Origin of the sequence: Streptomyces sp. NPDC003300, assembly GCF_040610915.1 — a bacterium.
Lineage (GTDB): Bacteria > Actinomycetota > Actinomycetes > Streptomycetales > Streptomycetaceae > Actinacidiphila.
The window spans coordinates 88118-107960 of record NZ_JBEXNE010000015.1 but is presented as its reverse complement, the minus strand read 5'-3'; the positions used below and the strand labels follow the sequence as shown (position 1 = coordinate 107960).

21 protein-coding genes are annotated in these 19843 nt (G+C 71.8%); 12 read left to right on the top strand and 9 right to left on the bottom strand.

The window, feature by feature from the left end:
• Positions 1-212 precede the first annotated feature (212 nt).
• The gene (locus tag ABZX65_RS22300) at positions 213-584 is read left to right on the top strand and encodes a hypothetical protein (RefSeq protein ID WP_355342641.1); all 372 of its coding nucleotides are present in this window, start codon (positions 213-215) and stop codon (positions 582-584) included.
• Between the two features lie 194 nt (positions 585-778).
• On the opposite strand, the gene ABZX65_RS22295 is transcribed toward ABZX65_RS22300, so the two are convergent.
• A complete protein-coding gene (locus ABZX65_RS22295) occupies positions 779-1858 on the bottom strand; it encodes a glycoside hydrolase family 25 protein (RefSeq protein ID WP_355342638.1) in 1080 nt (359 codons plus the stop codon).
• Positions 1859-2362: 504 nt separating this feature from the next.
• Positions 2363-3103 (bottom strand): methyltransferase domain-containing protein, encoded by a 741-nt coding sequence (locus tag ABZX65_RS22290; RefSeq protein WP_355342635.1) that lies wholly within the window; start codon positions 3101-3103, stop codon positions 2363-2365.
• Positions 3104-3234: 131 nt separating this feature from the next.
• Between ABZX65_RS22290 and ABZX65_RS22285 the strand changes: the two genes are divergently transcribed.
• The 5 genes from ABZX65_RS22285 to ABZX65_RS22265 all read left to right on the top strand — a co-directional run bounded on the left by ABZX65_RS22285 (position 3235) and on the right by ABZX65_RS22265 (position 6778).
• Positions 3235-4365 (top strand): histidine kinase, encoded by a 1131-nt coding sequence (locus ABZX65_RS22285; RefSeq protein WP_355342632.1) that lies wholly within the window; start codon positions 3235-3237, stop codon positions 4363-4365.
• Complete coding sequence (locus ABZX65_RS22280; protein ID WP_355342629.1) at positions 4362-5012, top strand: response regulator transcription factor; 651 nt, start codon at positions 4362-4364, stop codon at positions 5010-5012. The genes ABZX65_RS22285 and ABZX65_RS22280 overlap by 4 nt, the downstream gene beginning before the upstream one ends.
• Positions 5013-5203: 191 nt before the next feature.
• Positions 5204-5770 carry a type 1 glutamine amidotransferase domain-containing protein gene (locus ABZX65_RS22275; protein ID WP_355342626.1) on the top strand — a complete coding sequence of 189 codons (567 nt, stop codon included), beginning with the start codon at positions 5204-5206 and terminating at the stop codon, positions 5768-5770.
• 127 nt (positions 5771-5897) lie between these two features.
• Positions 5898-6455 (top strand): DNA starvation/stationary phase protection protein Dps, encoded by a 558-nt coding sequence (dps, locus tag ABZX65_RS22270; protein ID WP_355342623.1) that lies wholly within the window; start codon positions 5898-5900, stop codon positions 6453-6455.
• 44 nt (positions 6456-6499) lie between these two features.
• On the top strand, positions 6500-6778 hold the full coding sequence (locus ABZX65_RS22265) for a DUF6479 family protein (RefSeq protein ID WP_355342620.1): 279 nt from the start codon (positions 6500-6502) through the stop codon (positions 6776-6778).
• Between the two features lie 124 nt (positions 6779-6902).
• Here the strand turns inward: ABZX65_RS22265 and tal are convergent, their stop codons facing one another.
• Both tal and ABZX65_RS22255 read right to left on the bottom strand, forming a co-directional pair.
• Positions 6903-8531: a transaldolase gene (tal, locus tag ABZX65_RS22260; protein WP_355342617.1), complete on the bottom strand. Its 1629-nt coding sequence runs from the start codon at positions 8529-8531 to the stop codon at positions 6903-6905.
• A gap of 371 nt (positions 8532-8902) precedes the next feature.
• The gene (locus ABZX65_RS22255) at positions 8903-9577 is read right to left on the bottom strand and encodes an HSP18 transcriptional regulator (protein WP_355342614.1); all 675 of its coding nucleotides are present in this window, start codon (positions 9575-9577) and stop codon (positions 8903-8905) included.
• Positions 9578-9718: 141 nt separating this feature from the next.
• On the opposite strand from ABZX65_RS22255, the gene ABZX65_RS22250 reads away from it, so the two are divergent.
• Together ABZX65_RS22250 and ABZX65_RS22245 are read left to right on the top strand one after the other, a co-directional pair.
• Positions 9719-10150: an Hsp20/alpha crystallin family protein gene (locus tag ABZX65_RS22250; protein ID WP_355342611.1), complete on the top strand. Its 432-nt coding sequence runs from the start codon at positions 9719-9721 to the stop codon at positions 10148-10150.
• A 152-nt stretch (positions 10151-10302) separates the two neighbouring features.
• Complete coding sequence (locus ABZX65_RS22245; RefSeq protein WP_355342608.1) at positions 10303-10737, top strand: DUF2267 domain-containing protein; 435 nt, start codon at positions 10303-10305, stop codon at positions 10735-10737.
• Here the strand turns inward: ABZX65_RS22245 and ABZX65_RS22240 are convergent.
• A complete protein-coding gene (locus ABZX65_RS22240; protein ID WP_355342605.1) occupies positions 10692-11936 on the bottom strand; it encodes a PP2C family protein-serine/threonine phosphatase in 1245 nt (414 codons plus the stop codon). The two genes, ABZX65_RS22245 and ABZX65_RS22240, sit on opposite strands and share 46 nt — an antisense overlap.
• Positions 11937-12303: 367 nt before the next feature.
• Positions 12304-12636, bottom strand: a complete 333-nt coding sequence (locus tag ABZX65_RS22235; RefSeq protein ID WP_355342602.1) for a MerR family transcriptional regulator — start codon at positions 12634-12636, stop codon at positions 12304-12306.
• A 717-nt stretch (positions 12637-13353) separates the two neighbouring features.
• Between ABZX65_RS22235 and ABZX65_RS22230 the strand changes: the two genes are divergently transcribed.
• Together ABZX65_RS22230 and ABZX65_RS22225 are read left to right on the top strand one after the other, a co-directional pair.
• Entirely contained in the window at positions 13354-14367 is a 1014-nt protein-coding gene (locus tag ABZX65_RS22230; protein WP_355342599.1) for a dihydroxyacetone kinase subunit DhaK, read from the top strand.
• Positions 14368-14402: 35 nt separating this feature from the next.
• The gene (locus ABZX65_RS22225) at positions 14403-15149 is read left to right on the top strand and encodes a DAK2 domain-containing protein (RefSeq protein WP_355342596.1); all 747 of its coding nucleotides are present in this window, start codon (positions 14403-14405) and stop codon (positions 15147-15149) included.
• A 130-nt stretch (positions 15150-15279) separates the two neighbouring features.
• On the opposite strand, the gene ABZX65_RS22220 is transcribed toward ABZX65_RS22225, so the two are convergent.
• Both ABZX65_RS22220 and ABZX65_RS22215 read right to left on the bottom strand, forming a co-directional pair.
• Positions 15280-15972, bottom strand: a complete 693-nt coding sequence (locus ABZX65_RS22220; RefSeq protein WP_355342593.1) for an HAD family phosphatase — start codon at positions 15970-15972, stop codon at positions 15280-15282.
• Between the two features lie 161 nt (positions 15973-16133).
• Positions 16134-17099, bottom strand: coding sequence for a ScbA/BarX family gamma-butyrolactone biosynthesis protein (locus ABZX65_RS22215; protein ID WP_355342590.1), 966 nt, complete (start codon positions 17097-17099; stop codon positions 16134-16136).
• Positions 17100-17210: 111 nt separating this feature from the next.
• Here ABZX65_RS22215 and ABZX65_RS22210 point away from each other — a divergent pair, with 111 nt between their 5' ends.
• On the top strand, positions 17211-17870 hold the full coding sequence (locus ABZX65_RS22210; RefSeq protein ID WP_355342587.1) for a ScbR family autoregulator-binding transcription factor: 660 nt from the start codon (positions 17211-17213) through the stop codon (positions 17868-17870).
• Positions 17871-18120: 250 nt separating this feature from the next.
• The gene (locus tag ABZX65_RS22205; RefSeq protein WP_355342584.1) at positions 18121-18435 is read left to right on the top strand and encodes a hypothetical protein; all 315 of its coding nucleotides are present in this window, start codon (positions 18121-18123) and stop codon (positions 18433-18435) included.
• A 65-nt stretch (positions 18436-18500) separates the two neighbouring features.
• Here the strand turns inward: ABZX65_RS22205 and ABZX65_RS22200 are convergent, their stop codons facing one another.
• The gene (locus ABZX65_RS22200; protein ID WP_355342581.1) at positions 18501-19766 is read right to left on the bottom strand and encodes a chloride channel protein; all 1266 of its coding nucleotides are present in this window, start codon (positions 19764-19766) and stop codon (positions 18501-18503) included.
• Positions 19767-19843: the final 77 nt, after the last annotated feature.

Sequence of the window (19843 nt, the reverse complement as noted above, 5' to 3'; positions counted from 1 at the left end):
CGGATTTCGCCACTCCAGCGACATCAGCGCCTGGAGGACTCGGCCCACTGGCAGCGGCGTTGCCTCGCCGGGGACGGCGTTGTGCGGATGCCGTATTACGGTGCCCGTAGGTTCCACGAAGGGGCCCGTGTCGTGAGCGATCGCCGAGGTGAGACGTTCTTGCGGCGGGCGGATGGAAGCGACGTAGCCGGCGTAGCGGAGATGGGGAGCGGATGACTCTGAAGGCGGGCCAGCGGGTGGTGCTGGCAGCGGACACCAGACTGACCGATTCGGCGGAGGTGTCGGGGGTCGTGATCGGGTTCCTGTCTTTGGCCGCGGGCACAGGCGGGGCCGTCGAGCAGGTGGTCGCCCACCGGGACGAGAGCGACGAGGTGCGCGAGTACGAGCGGCTCAAGTCGCTGCTCGACGCCTTCGGAGGCGAGATGCCCACGGAGAGCAGGAGGCAGCTCGAAGAGAAGGTCGGCTCTCTGGAACCCGCGTGGACCGCCTTCCAGGAACAGCCGCCTCGCGTGAGCGTGCGGGTCCGCTTCGACAACGGGTTCATCCTCGACGGGGCCCACGAGGCTCTCTTCGTCCCCGCCTGATGCGTCACTGATCCGGGTCATGCGCAGACCGTGCACGGGCGGGACTCGGAGGGCGGGTTCCGCGACCGGCTCTGGCGTTCTTCGCTGACGCGTGGTCGGACATCACCGTTCCCCGGCTGACGTACCGGCCGCCCCAGTGGCGCTGGCCGGTACGTCGGTTTTGAGGGGTCCCGGGGGAGCTCCCGCGCGAGGGGTCAGTCCCAGGCGTTCTGGTTGAGGAAACGGGCGACGCCGCGCCAGGAGTTGGGGCCCATCACGCCGTCGATCGGGCCGGTGTAGCCCCACTGCGCGGCGAGCCGCTGCCAGGCGGCGTACGTGTTGACGCCGGGCACGCCGTCGACGGGACCGGCGTAGCCGAAGTGCGCCTTCAGGTACCGCTGGAGGGCCGCGTAGGTGTTGACGCCGGGCACGCCGTCGACCGGGCCGGTGTAACCCGAGGTGAGGGACAGCCACTTCTGCGCCCGGCTCCAGAACACCGGTCCCGGTACGCCGTCCTGCTCCGTCGTGGTCTTCGGCAGACCTCCGCCTCCGCCGCCCCCTCCTCCGCCCCCGCTGCCCGGAGCGACCAGATCGAACGCCGAGCCGCGAGCGAGATTGTGGTCCACGTTCCGGATGCCGCCGATGGAGCCCACGGAGGTGTACTGGTGGACCGCCCAGTCCGGGTACGCGCCGCCCAGCTCCGGTTCGCCTTGCCGCGTACCGTTGTTGGAGCCGTACGCGGCCACCCACAGCTTGGCCCCGGTGGCGATCGTCTGGCCCCAACTGCCGCCGCGCAGATTCGCGGCGCCGATGTAGAACCAGGGCACGCACGTACCGACCCTGGCCTGTACCTGCCGGAACCAGGCGGCGACCTGGCCGTCGTTCCACAACCCGGTGGAGTCGTCCAGCACTTCGTCGTCCAGGGCCAGTACGTCGCCCTGCCGGTAGTCGTGCAGGTGGTCGACGAAGTAGTTCGCCGCGTCCGTCGGCGCCTGGAAGTCGCCGGACAGCCAGTAGTGGCCGACCCGCAGTCCGGCCGCTCGCGCGCTGTCCACTTGGGCCGTGTAGTACGGGCTGACGTACGGTCCCTCGCTGAGCTGGCTGCCGCCGGTCTTGGCGATGGCGAACTGTTGGCCCTGGTTGCGGGCGAGCGCGAGGTCGATGCCGCCTTGGGTGGTCGCGACGTCGATTCCGTACGAATCGGCCGCGGCGGACGCGCTTCGTGCGCCCAGACCCAGACCTGCCGGGGCGAGCGTGCCTACGGCGAGGGCGCGTATCAGCGTTCTCCTGCGCATGTTTCCTCCGTGACGGTGGGGACGAGAGGGGCTGTCGAACTTTCGTTCCCTACCCACGATTGGGTCCGCGCAGTTCCTCGCGCCCCTGCGAAGACGGGGCTCGGCCAGAGTTCTGGATTTCCGAACTAGCGCGGGAGCGAGGCGAGTTGGCGATTCCTACGGTCACGGTGGAGGGCGAGGGCGGGGCGGAGCGGGCCGTGGAGCCCTCGAGTCCACGAAGGGCCGCAGGACGCGATCGTAGTTCGCCAGCGCGGTCGGCAGGTCGTGCTGGAGGAGCAGGCGGACACGGGGGCGCCGGACGTTGTCCCCGTCGTCACTCACGAGGAGGCGTTCGAGGCGGGCCTCCCGCTCATCCTCGGGGGCCTCGATCAACCGGCGGGAGACCCCCGTACGTTCGAGGGCCCTTTGCGGGGCCTGCTCCGGTCGCTTCCGCGGGCAGAACGGGCGTTGGCGGTCGCGGGGTATGACGCGACGATCCGGCGACGCGCCAACTGGGCTCTCCGGTCAGGGAGTTGGCCGAGACGTCACGGCGGCGACGGGCGATGCCGCCGCCGGGGCGGACACGTCGGCCGGTCGGCGCAGCCGCCAGACCCTCGCCGGGGGCAGGTTGCCCCACACGGTCCGGCAGCCGGTGGCGTACTGGTCCTGGTATCCCGCGAGGACCTCTTCGACGGCGCGGTGGCGGCGGGCTTCGCGGCGGGTGGCGGTCAGGGCGCGGGCGTAGCGGGTGCCGCGGTAGGCGAAGTACGTGAGCGTGCCGCCGGGCCGGAGCAGTTCGATGTACCGGTCCATGATCGTCGTGACGTGCGCCGGGGTGAAGTTGGTGAACGGCAGCCCTGAGACGATCACGTCGTAGCGCCGGTCGGTGTCGAGCTGTTCGACGAAGGCGTGATGGACGCGAATCCGTTCGCTCCCGTCCGCCGGAAGCGGATGGGAGCTGACGAGGCGTCGCAGTTGGGAGGCGAAGCGGGAGTTGGCCTCGACGATGTCCAGGCTGCTGCCCGGGGAGAGGCGGGGGAGGAGCGTGCGGGTGACGGAGCCGGTGCCCGCGCCCGCCTCCAGGACGTTCAGGGGCCGCGCTCCGTATTCGCCCGCGGGATCAGTGAGCAGACGGGCCAGAGCCTTGCTGCTGGGAGCGATGGCGCCGGTGGTGCGCAGATCGCGGGCCGCTTCGAGCAGGAACATCCAGCTCTCCGCTTTGCGCCGCGCGGGGGCACGGTGGTGTGAGGTGGTCCAGTCGTCCATGTCCGAGACGCTAGAGACGCCTTCAGCCGCGCATATCCTCCCTTGTGCGGCCGTCCTCCCCTACCAAAGGTGGAGGTCGGCGTAGCCGAACGTCGGACGACAGGCATCCGGGCGCGTGCCACGCTCTGCGGGTGAACGGGGAACAGGGGCAGGGATGGGCGGTCTACGGCCGCTACGGCTTGGTGGCGGTGCTGGCTCTGGCGGCTTTCCGGAACGAGGCGTTGAGCGCTGAAGGCCGGTACGCGCCTGCCGGCGGTGCGGCGGCCGTGGTGTGCGGGCTGGCGCTGCTGCGCCGGGCGCCCTGGTGGCTCGCTCCGGTGGTGACCACGGCGGCGGCGGGAGTATGGGGGTGGCCGCTGCTGCCGCTGCTCCTGCTCGCCCTGTTCGACCTCGCCGCGCACCGGCACGTCGTGGCGGCTGTGACCTGTTCGGCTGTGGCGCTCTCGGTGAGCGCCGTGCTCCACCCGGCGGTCTCCCTGTGGCGCCCGCAGCAGTACGGCTCCACGGTGCTGGCGGTGGTGGGAGGGCTGTGGATGGGCAGTCGGCGACGCCTGGTGAAGGCGCTGAACACACAGGTGGAGCATCTGCGGACCGAGCGGGAACTGCGCGAGCAGGCCGTACGCATGGCCGAGCGTTCCGCCATCGCCGCCGAGATGCACGACGTACTCGCCCACCAGCTCAGCCTGATCGCCCTGCACACCGGCGTGCTCGCTGCCAGGAAGGACGTCCTGCCCGCGGCACTCGTCCACCGCCTCACCCTGTTGCGCACCGCCTCCACCCATGCCCTGACCGACCTGCGTGACGTGCTGGGCGCCTTGCGCACCACCGACGTCCCCCACGGTGCCGAACGGCCGGCGCCGGTCCTGCGTGATGTCGAGGAGATGATCGGGCAGGCGCGGACGGCCGGGCAGCACATCGACACCGTCATCGAGGGCAGGCCGGAACAGGCCCCGTCGGCCCACAGGCTGGCGGTCTTCCGCCTGGTCCAGGAAGCCCTGACCAACGCCCGCAAACACGCTGCCGACGCCCCCGTCCGCGTCCGTATCGACTACGGGCCGCCCGCCACCGTCGTCGAGGTCACCAACACTCCCGGCGGGCGCGGCGAGGCGACGGCGCCCTCGGGGTTCGGCCTTGTCGGGCTGCGCGAGAGGGTCGAAGCACTCGGCGGACACCTGAATGCCGGGCCCGGCGGCAGCGGGTCCTGGCGGCTGGCCGCCCGGATACCGCACCGCGCCGCCGCGCCGAACGGTCCCCGCGCATGATCCGCGTCATGGTCGTCGACGACGACGCACTCGTCCGCCTCGGACTGACCGACCTCCTCGACGGCGACGAGGCCATCGAGGTCGTCGCCCAGGCCGCTGACGGGCTCCACGCCATCGAGCAGGCCACCGCCCACCGCATCGACATCGCCCTGGTCGACATCCGGATGCCCCGCATGGACGGCATCGTCGCCACCAAGCGGTTGCGCGCCTTGCCCCACCCGCCCAAGGTCATCTCGCTGACCACCTTCGACCTCGACGAGTACGTCTACAACGCGCTGGCCGCGGGTGCCGACGGCTTCCTGCTCAAGGACACCGACCCCGCCGAGATCCTGCGCGCCGTCCACCTCGTCGCCGCCGGCTCCGCCTTGCTCCATCCCGCCGCCGCCCGCCGTCTCATCGACTGCTACCACCGCACCAACCGGCCTCGGGCCACCCAAGCCCGGACGCGGATCGACCCTCTGACCCCGCGGGAGAAGGACGTGCTGGCCCTGCTCGCCGAGGGGGACACCAACGCCGACATCGCGAACGCGCTCGGCATGCGGGAGAGCACCGTCAAGTCCCACGTCAGCCGCATCCTGACCACCTTGCGCGTGACCAACCGGGTGCAGGCCGCACTCCTGGCCCGCGACGCCGGCCTCGCGCCGTGAGCCTCCCTCGGCCCTCGGCCGCGTGCCCGCGAGGGGAGTCCCGGACGACGTCCGACCACCCGGATCGCCGCAATATCGCGCCATTCGGGCAAATCGGTGAGCATTTCGAGGCATTAAAGCTGGTGAAGGGGTAGCCGCACATCGAGCCCGGGGGGCCACCAGCACAAGAAGCGCGTAAGGAAGGAACCGCCATGGCGGTCAGCAATCTGAAGGACCGGAGCGTTCTGGCGATCGTGACGAACTACGGCGTCGAGCAGGACGAACTCGTCGTCCCCGTGGAACACCTGCGGGCGGCGGGCGCAAGAGTCGACGTCGCGGCCGTGTCCGACGAGCCGATCCGGACGCTCGTCGGCGACAAGGACCCCGGCAAAACCGTGCAGCCGACGCTGACCCTGGAAAAGGCGGACGTCACGGCGTACGACCTGCTGCTCGTACCCGGCGGCACGCTGAACGCCGACAGCCTCCGGCAGGACGAAACGGCCGTGCGGGCCGTACGGGCCTTCGCGTCGGCCAAGCGCCCCGTCGCGGCGATCTGCCACGGCCCGTGGCTCGCGGTCGAGGCCGATCTCGTCCGCGGAAAGACGCTCACCTCCTACGCGTCCCTGCGCACCGACATCCGCAACGCCGGCGGCGCGTGGGTGGACAAGCCCGTGGTGAGCGACACCGCCGACGGCTGGACGCTGATCACCTCACGCACGCCCGACGACTTGGACGACTTCCTCCGCGAGGTCGAGGCCGCCCTCGTCCCGGCGCCCTGAGCCCGTCAAGCCCTGGCGCGACCCGCCCCGCCGACCGCGCGGGGAGCGCTCACCATGCCCGGCTTGTGCCTGACACGTGCCCGAGCCGAAATTCACGACCTTCTCTACCGACGAAAGCGAGACAGCCATGCCCACGCGCAAGCTTCCGAAGTACACCGTCCCCGGCCTGACCACCAAGCAGGGCGGCGAGCTCATCGGGATTCTCCAGATGCGGCTGCACGCCCTCAACGACCTCCATCTGACGCTGAAGCACGTGCACTGGAACGTCGTCGGGCCGCACTTCATCGCCGTCCACGAGATGCTCGACCCGCAGGTGGAGCAGGTCCGCGCGATGGCCGATGACGTCGCCGAGCGCATCGCGGCGCTCGGTGGTGTCGCCCTGGGCACCCCGGGCGCCCTGGTCAGTGAGCGGACCTGGAACGACTACAGCATCGGCCGCCAGGACGCCATCGCCCACCTCGGCGCCCTCAACCTGGTCTACAACGGTGTCGTCGAGGACGTCCGCAAGGCGATCGAGGTGGCCGGCGAGATCGACCCGGCCACCGAGGACCTGCTGATCGGACAGCTCCGCGACCTGGAGCAGTTCCAGTGGTTCGTCCGGGCGCACCTGGAGACCACCGGCGGCACCCTCGTCACCGACGGCGCCGCCACCGAGAAGGGCGCGGCCGGCAAGGCCAAGGGCTGACCGCTCGTCACCGCCGGACAGCCCCAGAGCAGGAGACAACCCTCATGACATCCACCCACTACCTGGCAAGCTCCGGGGTTTCCGGCAGCCTGCTCATCCTCCTGGCCGCGATCGTGGTGGCCGCGGTCCTCCTGGGCGGCTTCTGGTACGGCAGCCGCCGTATGCGCTCCCGCCGGACCGCCGCCCCGGCCGTACGTCCCGATCCCGCCGCGCCGAACGGGCAGCCGGATCCCGCCGCCTCGGCCGACGCACAGCGCGGCCGGACGTGGCAGACCATCGATGACGACCCCGAGCAAGGCGCCCCTCACCGTCAGACGCGGTGACGGGCGGCCTTCCCGGCCCGTACCCGCGCCCGCCGTCGCGGACGTCGGGACGTAGAACGCCGAACCCCGCATCCGCCTCACGGCAGGTGCGGGGTTCGGCGTTCTCGGCGATGACGGCCGGGGACTACGGGAGGGCGCGGGCGGCCGCGGCCAGACGCAACTCCTCCAGTACGGCGCTCTGGTGCTCGGCGCGCTCCAGCAAGGTGTCCAGGTGCTCGGGGTACAGCCGGGTCTCGGTCTCGGCCAGAGTGCGCAGGGTGCGCCAGCAGGCCGCCTTGCCCGCAACACCCAGGCACATGGATTCCAGCTCCAGCAGGTCGCTGAGCGGGGATCGCGTGAAGAGGTGTCCGTTGGGCTTGAGGCGGCCGACCTTCTCCGCCACCCATCCGATGGCGACCTTCGAGCGGTCGGGGGACACGTCCAGATCGGTCATGATCTGGATCAGCGAGTCACGGTCCTGTTCGATCTGGCGGGCCAGCTCCGCCAGTTCCGGGCCGCCGTCGCGGTCCTTCTGGGCCTGCGCCGCCCGGCGGAAGAGCTCCAGCCCGCCGGTCGCGCCGGACAGGTGGTCGTTGAGATAGATCGCCAGCAGACCGGCTCCGCCGGAGGCGGACGCGGCGGCGGCGGTGGCGGTGGCGCCGCGCATCTCGTTGTCCACGGAGGCGCCCAGTTCGGTCCAGCTGTCCTCGAACTTGGTCAGCCCTTCGCGCTCCAGGGTGTCGGTGACATCCGCGAAGTCGACGCCGACCCGCGCCAGCGCCTCGAAGTGGGCGGTCGCCGCGGTGTACTCCTCGCCGGTCGGCGGGTGGGCCGGAAGGGCGCCGTGGTCGGCGAACGCTTCAAGGGTCGTGCCGGGCATGGTGTTGACGGTGCCCGCGATGACGAGTTCGCCGACGTACATCGTGTCGGGGTAGTCCGGGTTCTTGACCCCGGTGGACGCCCACAGGGGGCGCTGCGGGCGGGCTCCGGCGGCGGCGAGCGCCTGCCAGCGCGGCGCGGCGGTCATCTCCTCGTAGGCCCGGTACGCCAGCCGGGCGTTGGCGACGGCGGCGGCGCCCCTGAGGTCGCGGGCCTCGGGGGTGCCGAGCGCGTCGAGCCGGGCGTCCACCTCGGTGTCCACGCGCGAGACGAAGAACGAGGCGACCGAGTCGATGGCCGCCAGATCGAGACCCGCCTCACGGGCCTGTTCGAGGCCGCTCTGGTAGGCGTCCATCACCGCGCGGTAGCGGTCGAGGGAGAAGATCAGCGTGACGTTGACGCTGATGCCCCGGGCGACGGCGGCGGTGATCGCGGCGAGACCCTCGCGGGTGGCCGGGATCTTCACCAGGAGATTCGGCCGGTCCACGGCCTCCCACAGCTTGCGTGCCTGCTCGATCGTGGCGTCGGTGTCCCGCGCCAGCCGGGGGTCCACCTCGATCGAGACCCGCCCGTCGGTACCACCGGTGCGCTCGTGCACCGGGGCGAAGAGGTCGCAGCCGGTCCGGACGTCATCGGTGGTCAGGGCGAAGACGGCCTCGTCCACGCTCGCGCCCTCGGCGCCCAGGCGCCGCAGTTGCTCGCTGTAGCGGTCCCCCTTGGACAGCGCGGAGGCGAAGATCGTGGGGTTCGTCGTGACCCCCACCACGTGCCGGTCCGCGATCAGCCGCTTCAGCTCACCACCGGCGAGCAGCTCGCGGGACAGGTCGTCCAGCCAGACCGAGACTCCGGCCGCGGAGAGTTCGGCGAGCGGATCGGATGCGACGGGAACAGACATTGCGGGACCTCCATAGGGGCGCTGCGCCGAACGACGCGCGGTGTACGCGGTGCGCGTACCGGCCCGACGCCCGGGGACGCGGGGTTCGTACATGTACGAGGGGCAGGCAGAGCGCCGTGCGCCGGGCGTACGGAGCGCCCAGCGGATCAGCGAGTGCCGTGCCGGGGAACGGACGGCTGGAGCCCGACGGATTCCTCGGCCTACGGCATGACTGGGCACCTCAGAAGAGACCGGCCCCCGTTATGCGGCTGCCCAGCCAGCGAATTCAAAACCTCGAACGCCGCCGGGTCCGCGCGCTGCCCGGTCGGAGCACGTCCGGCGGCCGGCCGGGCCGGAACGCGGCGGGCGAGACCACCTGGCCGGAGGTGTGACTACGGGGTGTGCGGCGGTCGCCCCGGGGGGTTGCGGAGCTGGTGGGTGTGTTCGGTGACGGTGTGGACGCGGTCGGCGAGGTCGGGGTGGCCCGCTTGGAGGTGGGCGTGAGTGGCGGTGAGCGGGGTGATGAGCGCGGCGGCGTCGTCGGCGGCCAGGGCGGTGTCGAGGTGGCCGAGGGCGGTGTCGGCGGCGGTCGGCAGGTCGGTGAGCTGGGTGATCTGGCCGGCGAGTCTGCGCAGGTCGGCGGCGTTGGTGCGGGCCCAGGCGTCGACGGTTCTGTCGGCGGCGCGGCGGATGCGGGTGGCGTTGACCCTTTCCTCGCCGGTGGAGCCGGCCGGGCCGGGGCGCAGGCGCAGGTAGCGGCGCTCGGCGGCCTGGCGGCTGGAGACGCCGAGGGGCGCGGCGAGGTCGGCCCAGCTGGCACCGGCCGCCCGCGCGGTCTCGATCAGGCCGGTTTCCCAGCCGGCGAGTTGTTCGCGGATCTCGCGCAGGAGCAGGAGCGAGGCGAGTACGTGCCGGGGGTCGGCCGCAGGGGCCGACGGCTGGTCGGGTGCCGGGCCGCGGGCGTCGCGGACGGCCGCGTCGATGGTTTCCAGTGCCGCCGCGGCGGCGGGGAAGGTGGCCGCGGCGGGCGGTGGCGACGGTGTCGGGGCGGGCTGGTCGGCTGTCATGGCGCCTCCTCCGGGCTGTCACCCAGGGGTGTCACCCTCAGGGTGACATCAATGTTTGTCATCGGATGGATGACATGCTACAACAGAGGGCAGGTGAACGACACCGGCGCCAAGCGCCCGACTTCCTGGAGGTGTTCCGCGATGCTGATGCGTACCGACCCCTTCCGTGAACTGGACCGACTCACCGAGCAGCTCCTGCGCCCCGGCACCTGGTCGAGGCCCGCCGCGATGCCGATGGACGCCTACCGCGACGGCGAGCAGTACGTGGTGTCCTTCGACATCCCCGGGGTCTCGCCGGACGCGATCGACATCGACGTCGAGCGCAACATGCTGACGGTGAAGGCCGAGCGCAGGCCCGCCCCGCACGACGAGGGCGTGCAGATGGATCTGTCCGAGCGGCCGCTGGGGGTCTTCTCCCGCCAGATCGTGCTGGCCGACTCCCTGGACACCGAGCAGATCCAGGCCGACTACGAGGCCGGGGTGCTGACGCTGCGCATCCCGATCGCCGAGCGGGCCAAGCCCCGCAAGATCTCCGTCGGCGCGGGCGACAACCGCCGGCAGATCGCCGGCTGACCCCCCGCCGCCCGCGGTACCGCGCGGCGAAGGACGCGAACCCTTCGGCACCCTCCTTCGCCGCTGACCGACATCTCCTCCACCCCACCCGGCGGCCGGCACCGCTCACCGGGCCCGGCCGCCGCCCGAAACGGAAGGCCACCGCCGCAGCCATGCACGCCCAGTCCGAACAGCGCCGGACCGCGTCGGCGCTCACCTACGACCAGATGCTGGAAACCGTCCGTTACGACGGCGCCTACCCCACCCGCGAACGCGCAGAGCAGGCCGTCCACGCCGTGCTCGCGGCCCTGGGAAGCCAGCTCGGCGACGACCCGCGCACGGCACTCGCCGCCCATCTGCCCCGTCAGGCCGCTGACATCCTCACCGCCCAGGCGCCCACCGCGCAGCCCCGCACCGGCTGGAGCTTCGTCCAGGACATCGCGGCCCGCACCGGCGTCACCCCCGCCGTCGCCCGCTGGGACACCGGCGCCGTCCTGAGCACCGTCGCCGCCCTCCTGCCCGGCGACCTGCTCACCCGCACCATCAACGAACTCCCCGCCGGCTACGCCCTGCTGTTCGGCCGCGCCGAACTCGTCCGAGCCGCCTGACCCCCCGTCGCGCCGTCCGGGCCGTGCCATTCGCAGAACAGGACGGTGGCGTCGTCCTCGAGGCGTCCGTGGTGGTACTCCATGACGGTGCGCATCAGGCGGCGCAGCGTCTCGTCCACGGGAAGGTTGTCCGCGTGGTGGCGGGTGATGAAGTCGGTGAAACGCTCCACACCGAATTCCCGGCCGTCGCTGTCGCGGGCCTCGGTGATGCCGTCGGTGAACAGCAGCAGCCGGTCTCCGGGCTCCAACTGCTCGGTGCGCTGCTCGACCGGCAGGTTGAATCCGCTGCCCATCGGCCCGGCCGGAGGGCAGTACAGGGTGCTGGACCACCGGCCCCCGCGGATCAGTACCGGCAGCAGGTGGCCCCGGTTGACCCAGCTGAACTTGCCGGTGTCCAGTTCCAGGTCCGCCAGGACGCCGGTGGCGTACCGGGTGTGTCCGAACTGCCCGACCAGCGTGTCTTCGATGGCTCTGCTGGCGTCGGGAATGGTGGCGCCGGCGCGGCGGTGGCTGCGGCAGGTGGACATCGCCAGAGCGGCGGTCAGTCCGGCGGACGTGTCGTGGCCCATGGCGTCGAAGATCGCCAGGTGCAGGATGTCGTCCGCCAGCGCGTACTCGAAGGCGTCCCCGGCCACCTCGTAGGCCGGTTCCATGAAGGCGCTGACCGTGGCCCGCTGGTCGGAGAAGGTCCGTGGCGGCATCAGCGCCCATTGGAGTTCGGCGGGCACGCCCATCGGCCGGGTGCGGGTCAGCCGGGCGTGGGAGTCGCTGTTGGCCCGCTTGGAGACCAGCAGCAGTCCGGCCATCGACGCCAGCGCCAGCGCCACCTCACCGTCGGGCGTGCCCGTGTCGTCGGGGCCGGGCTCGACGTGCAGGACGCCCAGACGTTCCGTGCCGTCCCGCACCGGCATCCAGCACGCCCCGCCGGACGCCGGGGCGGTGACCTGTGTGATCTGGTAGGCGCGACCGGGCAAGGTGCCCTCGATCCGGTGCTCCTCGCCGCCCTCGCCGGCGTTCAGGCCGGTCCCGGTCACCTCGCGCAGTACCTCCTCCTGGAGATCCGCCACGAAGAGCCGGGCCCCGCCCGCGCCGGCCTGCTTGGCCGCGGTGTCCAGCAGACGCGGCAACCGCTCGAACGGCGCCGTATGGCTGGCCTCCAGCAACCCGGCCAGTGCGCGCGCCAGACCGTGCGCGGTCATGCCCACCGCTTCGGACCGGAACGCACCCTGCCGGCATCAGTCTCTTCCGCCATGACTCAATCCCCTCACAGCGCGGGACCACGAGGTCGCGCACATCGACCAGCACATGCCACCGGGGACCACAGGGCACACGCCCGAGGGAACGACACCAGCGCGACCACCCCACCCGGCCACTCCGCGGCGGCCGGGACGACGGTCCCCACAACCCTGCCACCCAGGCCCGTCCCCAACAAGCGGCTCCCGCCGGGAGCGGCGAGGACACGGCTCGGGCCTCCGCCGGGAGCACGCGGAATGCCGGGCCACGGCGCGTCGGAGTCGTTCAGGCAGCGAGTCGTTCAGGTAGGGAGTCGCTGAGGTCGGGAGTCGTTCAGCCGGTGGCCCGGTCGCGGGGCTCGGAGGAACTCAGCTCCTCGTTGATGCGCTGGGCCTCCGCGAGCTGGTCCTCGAGGATGACGATGCGGCACGCCGCCTCGACGGGGGTGCCCTGGTCGACGAGCTCGCGGGCGCGCGCGGCGATGCGCAGTTGGTAGCGGGAGTAGCGGCGGTGTCCGCCCGCGGAACGCAGCGGGGTGATCAGGCGGGCTTCGCCGATCGCGCGGAGGAAGCCTTGGGTGGTACCGAGTATCTCGGCTGCTCGGCCCATGGTGTACGCGGGGTAGTCGTCGTCGTCGAGTCGGCCGAACGAGTCGTCTGCTGTCATCTCGCCTCTCTGTGGAACGCGCTTGAGGGGCCTTGGTGCCGAACGGCACCAAGGCCCCGAAGGAACTGCTACACCATCTACCGGCTTACGTACTGCGCCGGCTCTCTGTGTCCGCATCGCCACCGGGAGGGGTTTGGCGGCTGATGCGGGGATCGCGGTTGCTTGACCGGAGACCACCTCACTATCGATGTCCTGCGGTACCCGGGCCCGAAAATCCGCCCGGGCGATCCTGATGGCGCTCGGCTCCTCCGTTCTTCCCTCGGGATCAACCCTCTGAATCATCTCTTGGCACTGCGGTACTGCTCGTGGCGGCCCCTGATCACCTCGGGCCACCCGGTCCGGCGGTCAGTCCCATCGCCCGTCTGGCAACAACCCCGGCTCTGGAACTCCACCACCGCACCGTCCTGCGTCCTGCACTTCGCGTACTGCTGCCCGGCAGTTCGTGTCTGCCGGGCCTTGCTGATCTCGGCTACGAGAGAAACCATAACCACGTCACCGCCGAATGTCTACTCCGGCCGACATAGATTCTGCGTGTCCCGAGAGGGAGATAACCTCCGACGGCCACGCGGCACGCCTTATACCCGACCGCCCGCTCGTACGTCCGGTACTTCTGGGACAGCCACTCGTACGTGGGCGGAAAGTTGCCGTTTCGGGTGATACCGAACAGCATGATTACGCAGGAGACCGACCGCGTTCTCCGGAAAGGTCTGGTGCACCATGGGCCTTTACTTCGCGAACGAGATCGACGACCTCGTCGTGGACTCCCTGGCCGGTTTCGAACGGGCGCACGCCGACAGCGTCGCCTGGGACGAAGCGAACGGCTTCGTACGGGCGCTGACCCCGTCGCCCGCGCGACGCGTGGGCCTGGTGTCCGGTGGCGGCTCGGGGCACGAGCCGCTGCACATCGGCTATGTGGGCGCGGGCATGCTGGACGCCGCCTGTCCCGGCCGCGTCTTCGCCTCGCCGCACAACCGCCAGATCTTCGCCGCCTCGCTCGCCGTGGCGCGGGAGAACGGTGTGCTGCACCTGGTGAAGAACTACACCGGCGACAAGATCAACTTCGGTATCGCCGCCGAACGGCTCGCTCGCGAGGGCGTCGACTGCGCGCGGGTCCTGATCGACGACGACGCCGCCTCGGACTCCGCGGAGGTCGTGAACGGCCGCCGAGGAACCGGTGCGACGGTGCTGGTCGAGAAGATCCTCGGCGCGGCGGCGGACACCGGGATGGGCCTGAAGGACCTGGCCGCCCTGGGCGTGGACGTGGTGGGCCGCTGCCGCAGCATGGCCGTGGCCTCCGCCGCCCACACCGCTCCCGCCACCGGCCTGCCCGCCTTCGACCTGCCGGCCGGCGGTCTCGAGTACGGCGTCGGCATCCATGGTGAACGGGCCCGTCGCACGCTGCGCGAACGCCCGTTGCGCGACCTGGCCGCGGACATGGTCGGCACGCTGGCCGACCCCCTGGGCCTGGTCCCCGGCACGTCGGTGATCGTGCTGGTCAACGGCCTCGGCGGCATCACCAGGATGGAGCTGTACGCCGTCCTGCACGAGGTCACCAAGGTGCTCGACGGGCGCGGCGCGGCCGTCGAGCGGACCCTGGTCGGCGACTTCGTCACGGCCCTGGACATGCGCGGCTTCTCGCTGACGTTGCTGGTGGCCGACGCGGACACCCTCGCCTACTACGACGCGCCCGCCCACACCCCCGCCTGGCCCGCGACCGCACCGGTCGTATAGGAACCCCGCGACTCACGAGTTCCCCGGAGGCAGTCATGGCCGCACCGTCCCGCACCGCGTTCACCGATGCCTGGATACGCCGCTTCGCCGCCTCCGCGGAGGCCACCGAGCCCGAACTGACCGCACTGGACCAGCAGGTCGGCGACGGTGACTTCGGCGCGAACCTCGTCGCGGGCCTCCGGGCGACGCTGCGACGTCTCGACGACCCGATCGGCCCGGAGGCGTGGAAGGCCGCCTCGAACGGCGCACCGGAGCGGGTCAGGCCCCCCGAGGCGAGCTGCGCCGGCCCGCTGGACGCCGCCGCGGCCGCTTTCCTCGATGAGGTCGGCGGCACCAGCGGGCCCCTGTTCGGCCTGCTGTTCCATGAGATGGCGGCGGCGCTCGCGGTGAGCGAGGGGGGACCCGACGCCGGAGCGCTGGCCGCCGGTGTCGGCAACGGCCTCGCGGCCATTCAGCGGGTCGGAGAGGCGACCGTTGGCGACAAGACCCTGGTCGACGCGCTCGCCCCGGCCTCCGACGCGCTGACGGCGCAGCCGCCGGGGACCGACCCGGCCACCGCCGTGGCCCACGCGGCGCGGGCCGCGTGGGAAGGCGTCGGCAACACCGCCCGGCTGACGGCCCGGCGCGGCCGCGCGAGCTACCTCGGCGACCGGGCGGCCGGCGTCCCGGACCCGGGCGCGGTGGGGATCGCGCTGCTGTTCTCCTCCGCGCGCGGAACCGTCTCCCGGCTGGGCCCGCTGCTCGCGGCGGCGGGGGACGTACCGGAGGAACAGAGTGCCTGACCGGCCACGCGGCTGACGGACGACCGGCGGACCCGGCGGGTGACCCGCGGGCGGACGGGGCAGCGGGGGAGTGGGCCGGTCCGTCCGGAGGACACGGGGCGGGAGACCCGCCGGTCCGCGGCGGGTCGGATCAGACCGGCAGCCGCTGGGCCATCCGGCGCGTCGCCCACTCGAAGATGCCCGGCTCGTCGAGCGTCGCGACCCACAGGTCGACCCGCGCCGCGATGTCCTCGCCCGGCCAGGGGCCGACGCCGACGACGCGCAGGCCGCCGCGTACGGCCGCCTCCACCCCGCAGGCGGAGTCCTCGACCGCCAGTGTGTCGCCCGGCGCGGCGCCGCAGAGCCGGGCCGCGGTCAGGTAGACGTCCGGGTGGGGCTTGGGCCGGTTGTCCTCGTCGGCGACCACGATGTGGTCGAAGTGGTCCCGGAGCCCGGCGTGGTCGAGGCAGGTCTCCACGACGTCCAGAGGGCAGTTGCTGGCGACGGCGAGCGGGGCGAACTTGGCGGCCGTCTCCACCAGCTCCCGCGCGCCGCGCATGGTCTGCGGTTCGCGGGCCACCAGCGCGCGGAAGTGGTGCAGCAGGCCGGAGGTGAGCTGGACGCCGAGCTCGGGGCGGCCTGCTTCGTCGGCCATGAGCTGACCGCACTCGGTGAAGTGCAGGCCCTTCGCCCGTTCGGCGAAGCCCTCGGCGGGGGCGACCCCGACATCGTTCATGGCCAGTTCGCGGGCCTGCTGCCAATGGCGTTCGGTGTCCATGAGTGTGCCGTCGCAGTCGAAGACGATGGCCGCGGGTGTCCACGAAAGAATGGGATGAGAGTTCATCGGGGATTTCCTTTTCAGGAATGCCTGAATGTGCCGGCGATGCGACGTCGCATTCCTCGCGGCGGGGTCGGCATACCGGTGAAAGCAGACGGGCGCGGGCCCTCGGCGGACGCGGCCCCGTAAAAGGGCCGTCTGGGAGACCGCCAAGAACATATCGATCGTTACGTTATGGACGTCAACCCAACGTAGTCAAGTGAGTCCTCTGCGTAATCACCCGAGTCGCCGTATCCGAGTACGCCGAAAGCGGCGCGCTCGGCGCCGTTGTGGATGCGGAAGACGCAGGTCCGGTGGTGCGGGACGCACTCCACGCTGGCCCGCGGCGTGAACTCGGCGAACCGCGCCGCCACCAGACGGCCGCACGTCGGATGGAGTAGTACGCCGCCGCTGACCTCGGCGGCGGCCTGCCGCGCCGCCTCCAGGAGCACCATGCCGGGGACATGGTCGGTCGGGTGGTCGAAGAAGAACGGGTGGCAGGGGTCGGCCGGGTCGATCTCGACCGTGCCGCCGCGGTGGGTGATCAGCACATCTCTGAGGTGGGCGACGGCCAGCGCGGCGGGCGCGGGGCGCCCGTCGGCCGTCGGCGTCGGCTGGCGCGCCGTGAGGCGTTCGGCGCGCAGCGCCGCGTATCCGTGAGCGCTCAGGAAGCGGGCACCCCCGTTGGCCTGCGCGAACGCTCGGCCGTCGGCGAGGTAGGTGACGTCGAGCCGCAGGCCGGTGGTGACGCCGTCCGCCCCCTGGCGGCGACCGCCGACCGCGATCCGGCACGTCACCTCGGTGCAGCCGTGGCCCGCCCGCGGCGCGCGTGCGGGCCGCAGGTCGAATGACAGGTCGGTGATGAGCAGGTGGCTGGTGGGCGGGACCCCGTACCAGCGCAGGGGTATGTAGATGCCGAGTTGCCGCAGGGTCTCCACCAGGACCAGCGGGCTGTGCCGGTCGGTCCCGTCGAGGGGGAAGGTCGTATGCGATCGGGGCCAGGCGGCGGCGGCCTCGAACGCGTCGTCCGCCGTCGGCCGTACGTCGGTCAGGAGAACCTCGGCGACGGACGCGCGGTGCACTGTCTCGCGGGGGACCGTCCGGGACCAGGTCAGCGGACGGGCACGACCGCCGACCCCTGTCGGAGAATTCATACCATAAGGAGAACTCACGCCCTGGGGATTTGCACGCGCATTGCTTCGTGGATGTTACGCGGAGGTAGTAGATTGCCTGCTGTTGGTGACGGCGCGGCAGGCGGAGTGAACGTGCAGGAGCGGGCGGAGACGACACGGCGGTTTCTGCTGGAGGCCGCGGCGCGTCTGTTCGACGAACGTGGTTATGCGGGGACGAGTATCAGCGACATCAGCGCGCTGTCCGGCCGCACCAGCGGAGCGATCTACTTTCATTTCGCCAACAAGGAGAAACTCGCGCTGGCCGTCGTCGAGGCGCACTTCGCGACCTGGCCGGAACTGGTCGACCGCGCCCGGACGGCCGACGCGCCCGCGCTGGAGAAACTCGTCGCGCTCAGCTTCACCGTGGCGCGCGCCTTCCGCGACGATGTCGTCGTGCGCGCCGGGTCCCGGCTGTGGATGGAGCGCAAGGCGATCGACGCGAGGCTGCCGACCCCGTTCAGTCCCTGGATCGAGACGGTGACCGCGTTGCTGGAGGAGGCCGGCCGCCGTGGGGAACTGGCCGACGGTGTCGCCCCGGCGGTCGCGGCCCCCGGTGTCGTCTACGCCTTCTTCGGCCTCCACACCGTCTCCGACGCGCTGGACGGCCGCGACCAGATCGAGGAGCGGCTGCACGACCTGTGGGTGCTGCTGCTGGGGGCGCTCCAGCGGGTGCCGGAGGCGGCGGGGCTGCTGGGGCGAGTCAGGAACGGGAAGGCCGAGCCGGTGGGGGAGCGGGTCGCCTCGCCCGCGTAGCGGCGGTGGAGCCGGCGGATTCCGCTGAGCAGGGCCATGGTTCTCCGCACGGTCCCGCGTCACGCGGGGCCGGGTCCGCGCGTGCGGTGATGCGTCCGTTGGCCACGGGCCGCCGCGCGGCGACGTCCCGACCGTGATCTGATGGAAAGGCGCTCTCGCCGCCGAGCGCGACCCGCGGGCGAAGAGGTCCGCCGACGGATCGGGCGTCTCACCCCCCCCGATCACTTTCCAGCGCCTGAACGAGGCCGCTATGAACCAGCTCCATCACTTCCACATCGAACACGCCGGACACTCGATCAGCGTGGACGTCAGCGGCGGACACCATCGAGAGGTCGAACTCCTCGTCGACGGGCGGGAGGTGGGCCACCGGGAGGACGGAAACGCCGACCGGCTCACGCTCTCCGGGGAACTTCCGGAGGACCCGCCCCGGCCCTTCGCCGTCCGCGTGGAGGGGCGACCGCACCACCGATCCCAGCCTCCGACCTGCACGCTCGTACTCGCCGGAGACGAATTCCCCGTCCCCGACCGGCCCCCTGTGCGGCGTCCTGACCACCGCGTCCGCTGAGCAGGAGCAGGAGCAGGATTAAGGCCGGAGGCGGAGCCGGAGGGGGAGCAGGACCGGGGCCGGGGTCACGCGGGTCGTCCGGAAAGAACGGGCCCCTGTGGCAACAGTTCGGCGGCCATGAAGGAGATCACGGAGGCGAGGACGATGACCGGCACGGAGCCGGAGTGGCCGAGCATGATCGCGACCAGTACGACGCTGCTGACCGGCAGCCGCAGCGCCGATGTGGCCGCCGCCGCCATCCCGGCCGCCATCGCGGGTACCAGGCCGAGCCCCGGCAGCGGGGCGAGCAGCGCGCCCGCGGCTCCGCCCAGGAAGAGGGCCGGGAAGACCGGGCCGCCGCGCAGGCTCCCTAGGCACAGGACGTAGGCGGCCCCCTTGAAGACGAGCACCGCCACCAGCGCCCCCACCGACCAGGCATGCGGGTCCTTGGCCAACTGCGACAGCGTCGCCTGACCCGACAGCGCCGCCTCGGACGGCGAGCGGCCGGTGCTGACCGCGAAGAGCGCGACGCACCCGCCGGCCGCCAGCGCGCAGAGCGTCGTGTGCGGCAGCAGTCGGCCGGACACGAAGACCGCCACGTACCGTCCGCCCACCACGAGTACGTGGACGGCCGCTCCGATGACCAGCCCCATCAGCAGCGACCAGACGACGTCACCGGTGTCCAGCACGGGAGGGGCGGGCAGACCGACCGCCAGGCTCCCGGTCTTGAAGCCGGTCCACTGGCCGAACCCGCTGAAGATCACCGATCCGATGCCGCTGGCCAGCAGGGCCGGCAGCATCACGGCGAAGAGCTGCGGCCCGCCCACGCCCGCCACCTCCATCAGCAAAATGCCCGCCACCAGGGGGTTGCCGAAGATCGCGGAGATCGCCGCCGCGGAACCGGCGGCACCGAGCAGGGCGGTGCTCCGCGGTGAGGCCGGCGCGCGCGCCAGGTCACGGAAGACCAGGGCCAGCCCACCGCCCAGCGCGATCAGCGGCGCCTCGGGTCCCAGCACCGCGCCCAGCGGCAGGCTGAACAGCGCCGCGATGATCACACCGGGAATCGCTGCCCTCGTTGGCCCACCTGAGTGCAACCCGGCCGCCGGTACGTGTCCGCCGCGGCCGGGCAACCGGCCCGCCACCAGCGGGACGACCAGTCCCGCCAGCGCGAACGCCGGAAAGGGCCACCACCAGGGTGCGTGCGGCCACCCCAGATCCTTGGGCCAGTCCGTCCAGACCAACTGCTCCAACTCGTGCAGCGCCGCGAGGAACCAGAAGGCCAGCGCGGACACCGGAATGCCGATCAGGGCGCAGAAGAGCAGCGCTCGCCGGTAGGCGGGGTCGCGCAACATCGTCCGCAGCCGCTCGGCCTCGGGCGGCTGGGTTCCGGGGGAGGCCCCCGCGGTGGCGGCCTTCGACTCGGCGATAG

Coding starts and splice junctions, on each gene's coding strand:
- ABZX65_RS22300 (WP_355342641.1), top strand. CDS start 213: ATGACTCTGAAGGCGGGCCAGCGGGTGGTGCTGGCAGCGGACACCAGA.
- ABZX65_RS22295 (WP_355342638.1), bottom strand. CDS start 1,858: ATGCGCAGGAGAACGCTGATACGCGCCCTCGCCGTAGGCACGCTCGCC.
- ABZX65_RS22290 (WP_355342635.1), bottom strand. CDS start 3,103: ATGGACGACTGGACCACCTCACACCACCGTGCCCCCGCGCGGCGCAAA.
- ABZX65_RS22280 (WP_355342629.1), top strand. CDS start 4,362: ATGATCCGCGTCATGGTCGTCGACGACGACGCACTCGTCCGCCTCGGA.
- ABZX65_RS22275 (WP_355342626.1), top strand. CDS start 5,204: ATGGCGGTCAGCAATCTGAAGGACCGGAGCGTTCTGGCGATCGTGACG.
- dps (WP_355342623.1), top strand. CDS start 5,898: ATGCCCACGCGCAAGCTTCCGAAGTACACCGTCCCCGGCCTGACCACC.
- ABZX65_RS22265 (WP_355342620.1), top strand. CDS start 6,500: ATGACATCCACCCACTACCTGGCAAGCTCCGGGGTTTCCGGCAGCCTG.
- tal (WP_355342617.1), bottom strand. CDS start 8,531: ATGTCTGTTCCCGTCGCATCCGATCCGCTCGCCGAACTCTCCGCGGCC.
- ABZX65_RS22255 (WP_355342614.1), bottom strand. CDS start 9,577: ATGACAGCCGACCAGCCCGCCCCGACACCGTCGCCACCGCCCGCCGCG.
- ABZX65_RS22250 (WP_355342611.1), top strand. CDS start 9,719: ATGCTGATGCGTACCGACCCCTTCCGTGAACTGGACCGACTCACCGAG.
- ABZX65_RS22245 (WP_355342608.1), top strand. CDS start 10,303: ATGCACGCCCAGTCCGAACAGCGCCGGACCGCGTCGGCGCTCACCTAC.
- ABZX65_RS22240 (WP_355342605.1), bottom strand. CDS start 11,936: ATGACCGCGCACGGTCTGGCGCGCGCACTGGCCGGGTTGCTGGAGGCC.
- ABZX65_RS22235 (WP_355342602.1), bottom strand. CDS start 12,636: ATGACAGCAGACGACTCGTTCGGCCGACTCGACGACGACGACTACCCC.
- ABZX65_RS22230 (WP_355342599.1), top strand. CDS start 13,354: ATGGGCCTTTACTTCGCGAACGAGATCGACGACCTCGTCGTGGACTCC.
- ABZX65_RS22225 (WP_355342596.1), top strand. CDS start 14,403: ATGGCCGCACCGTCCCGCACCGCGTTCACCGATGCCTGGATACGCCGC.
- ABZX65_RS22220 (WP_355342593.1), bottom strand. CDS start 15,972: ATGAACTCTCATCCCATTCTTTCGTGGACACCCGCGGCCATCGTCTTC.
- ABZX65_RS22215 (WP_355342590.1), bottom strand. CDS start 17,099: ATGAATTCTCCGACAGGGGTCGGCGGTCGTGCCCGTCCGCTGACCTGG.
- ABZX65_RS22205 (WP_355342584.1), top strand. CDS start 18,121: ATGAACCAGCTCCATCACTTCCACATCGAACACGCCGGACACTCGATC.
- ABZX65_RS22200 (WP_355342581.1), bottom strand. CDS start 19,766: ATGTTGCGCGACCCCGCCTACCGGCGAGCGCTGCTCTTCTGCGCCCTG.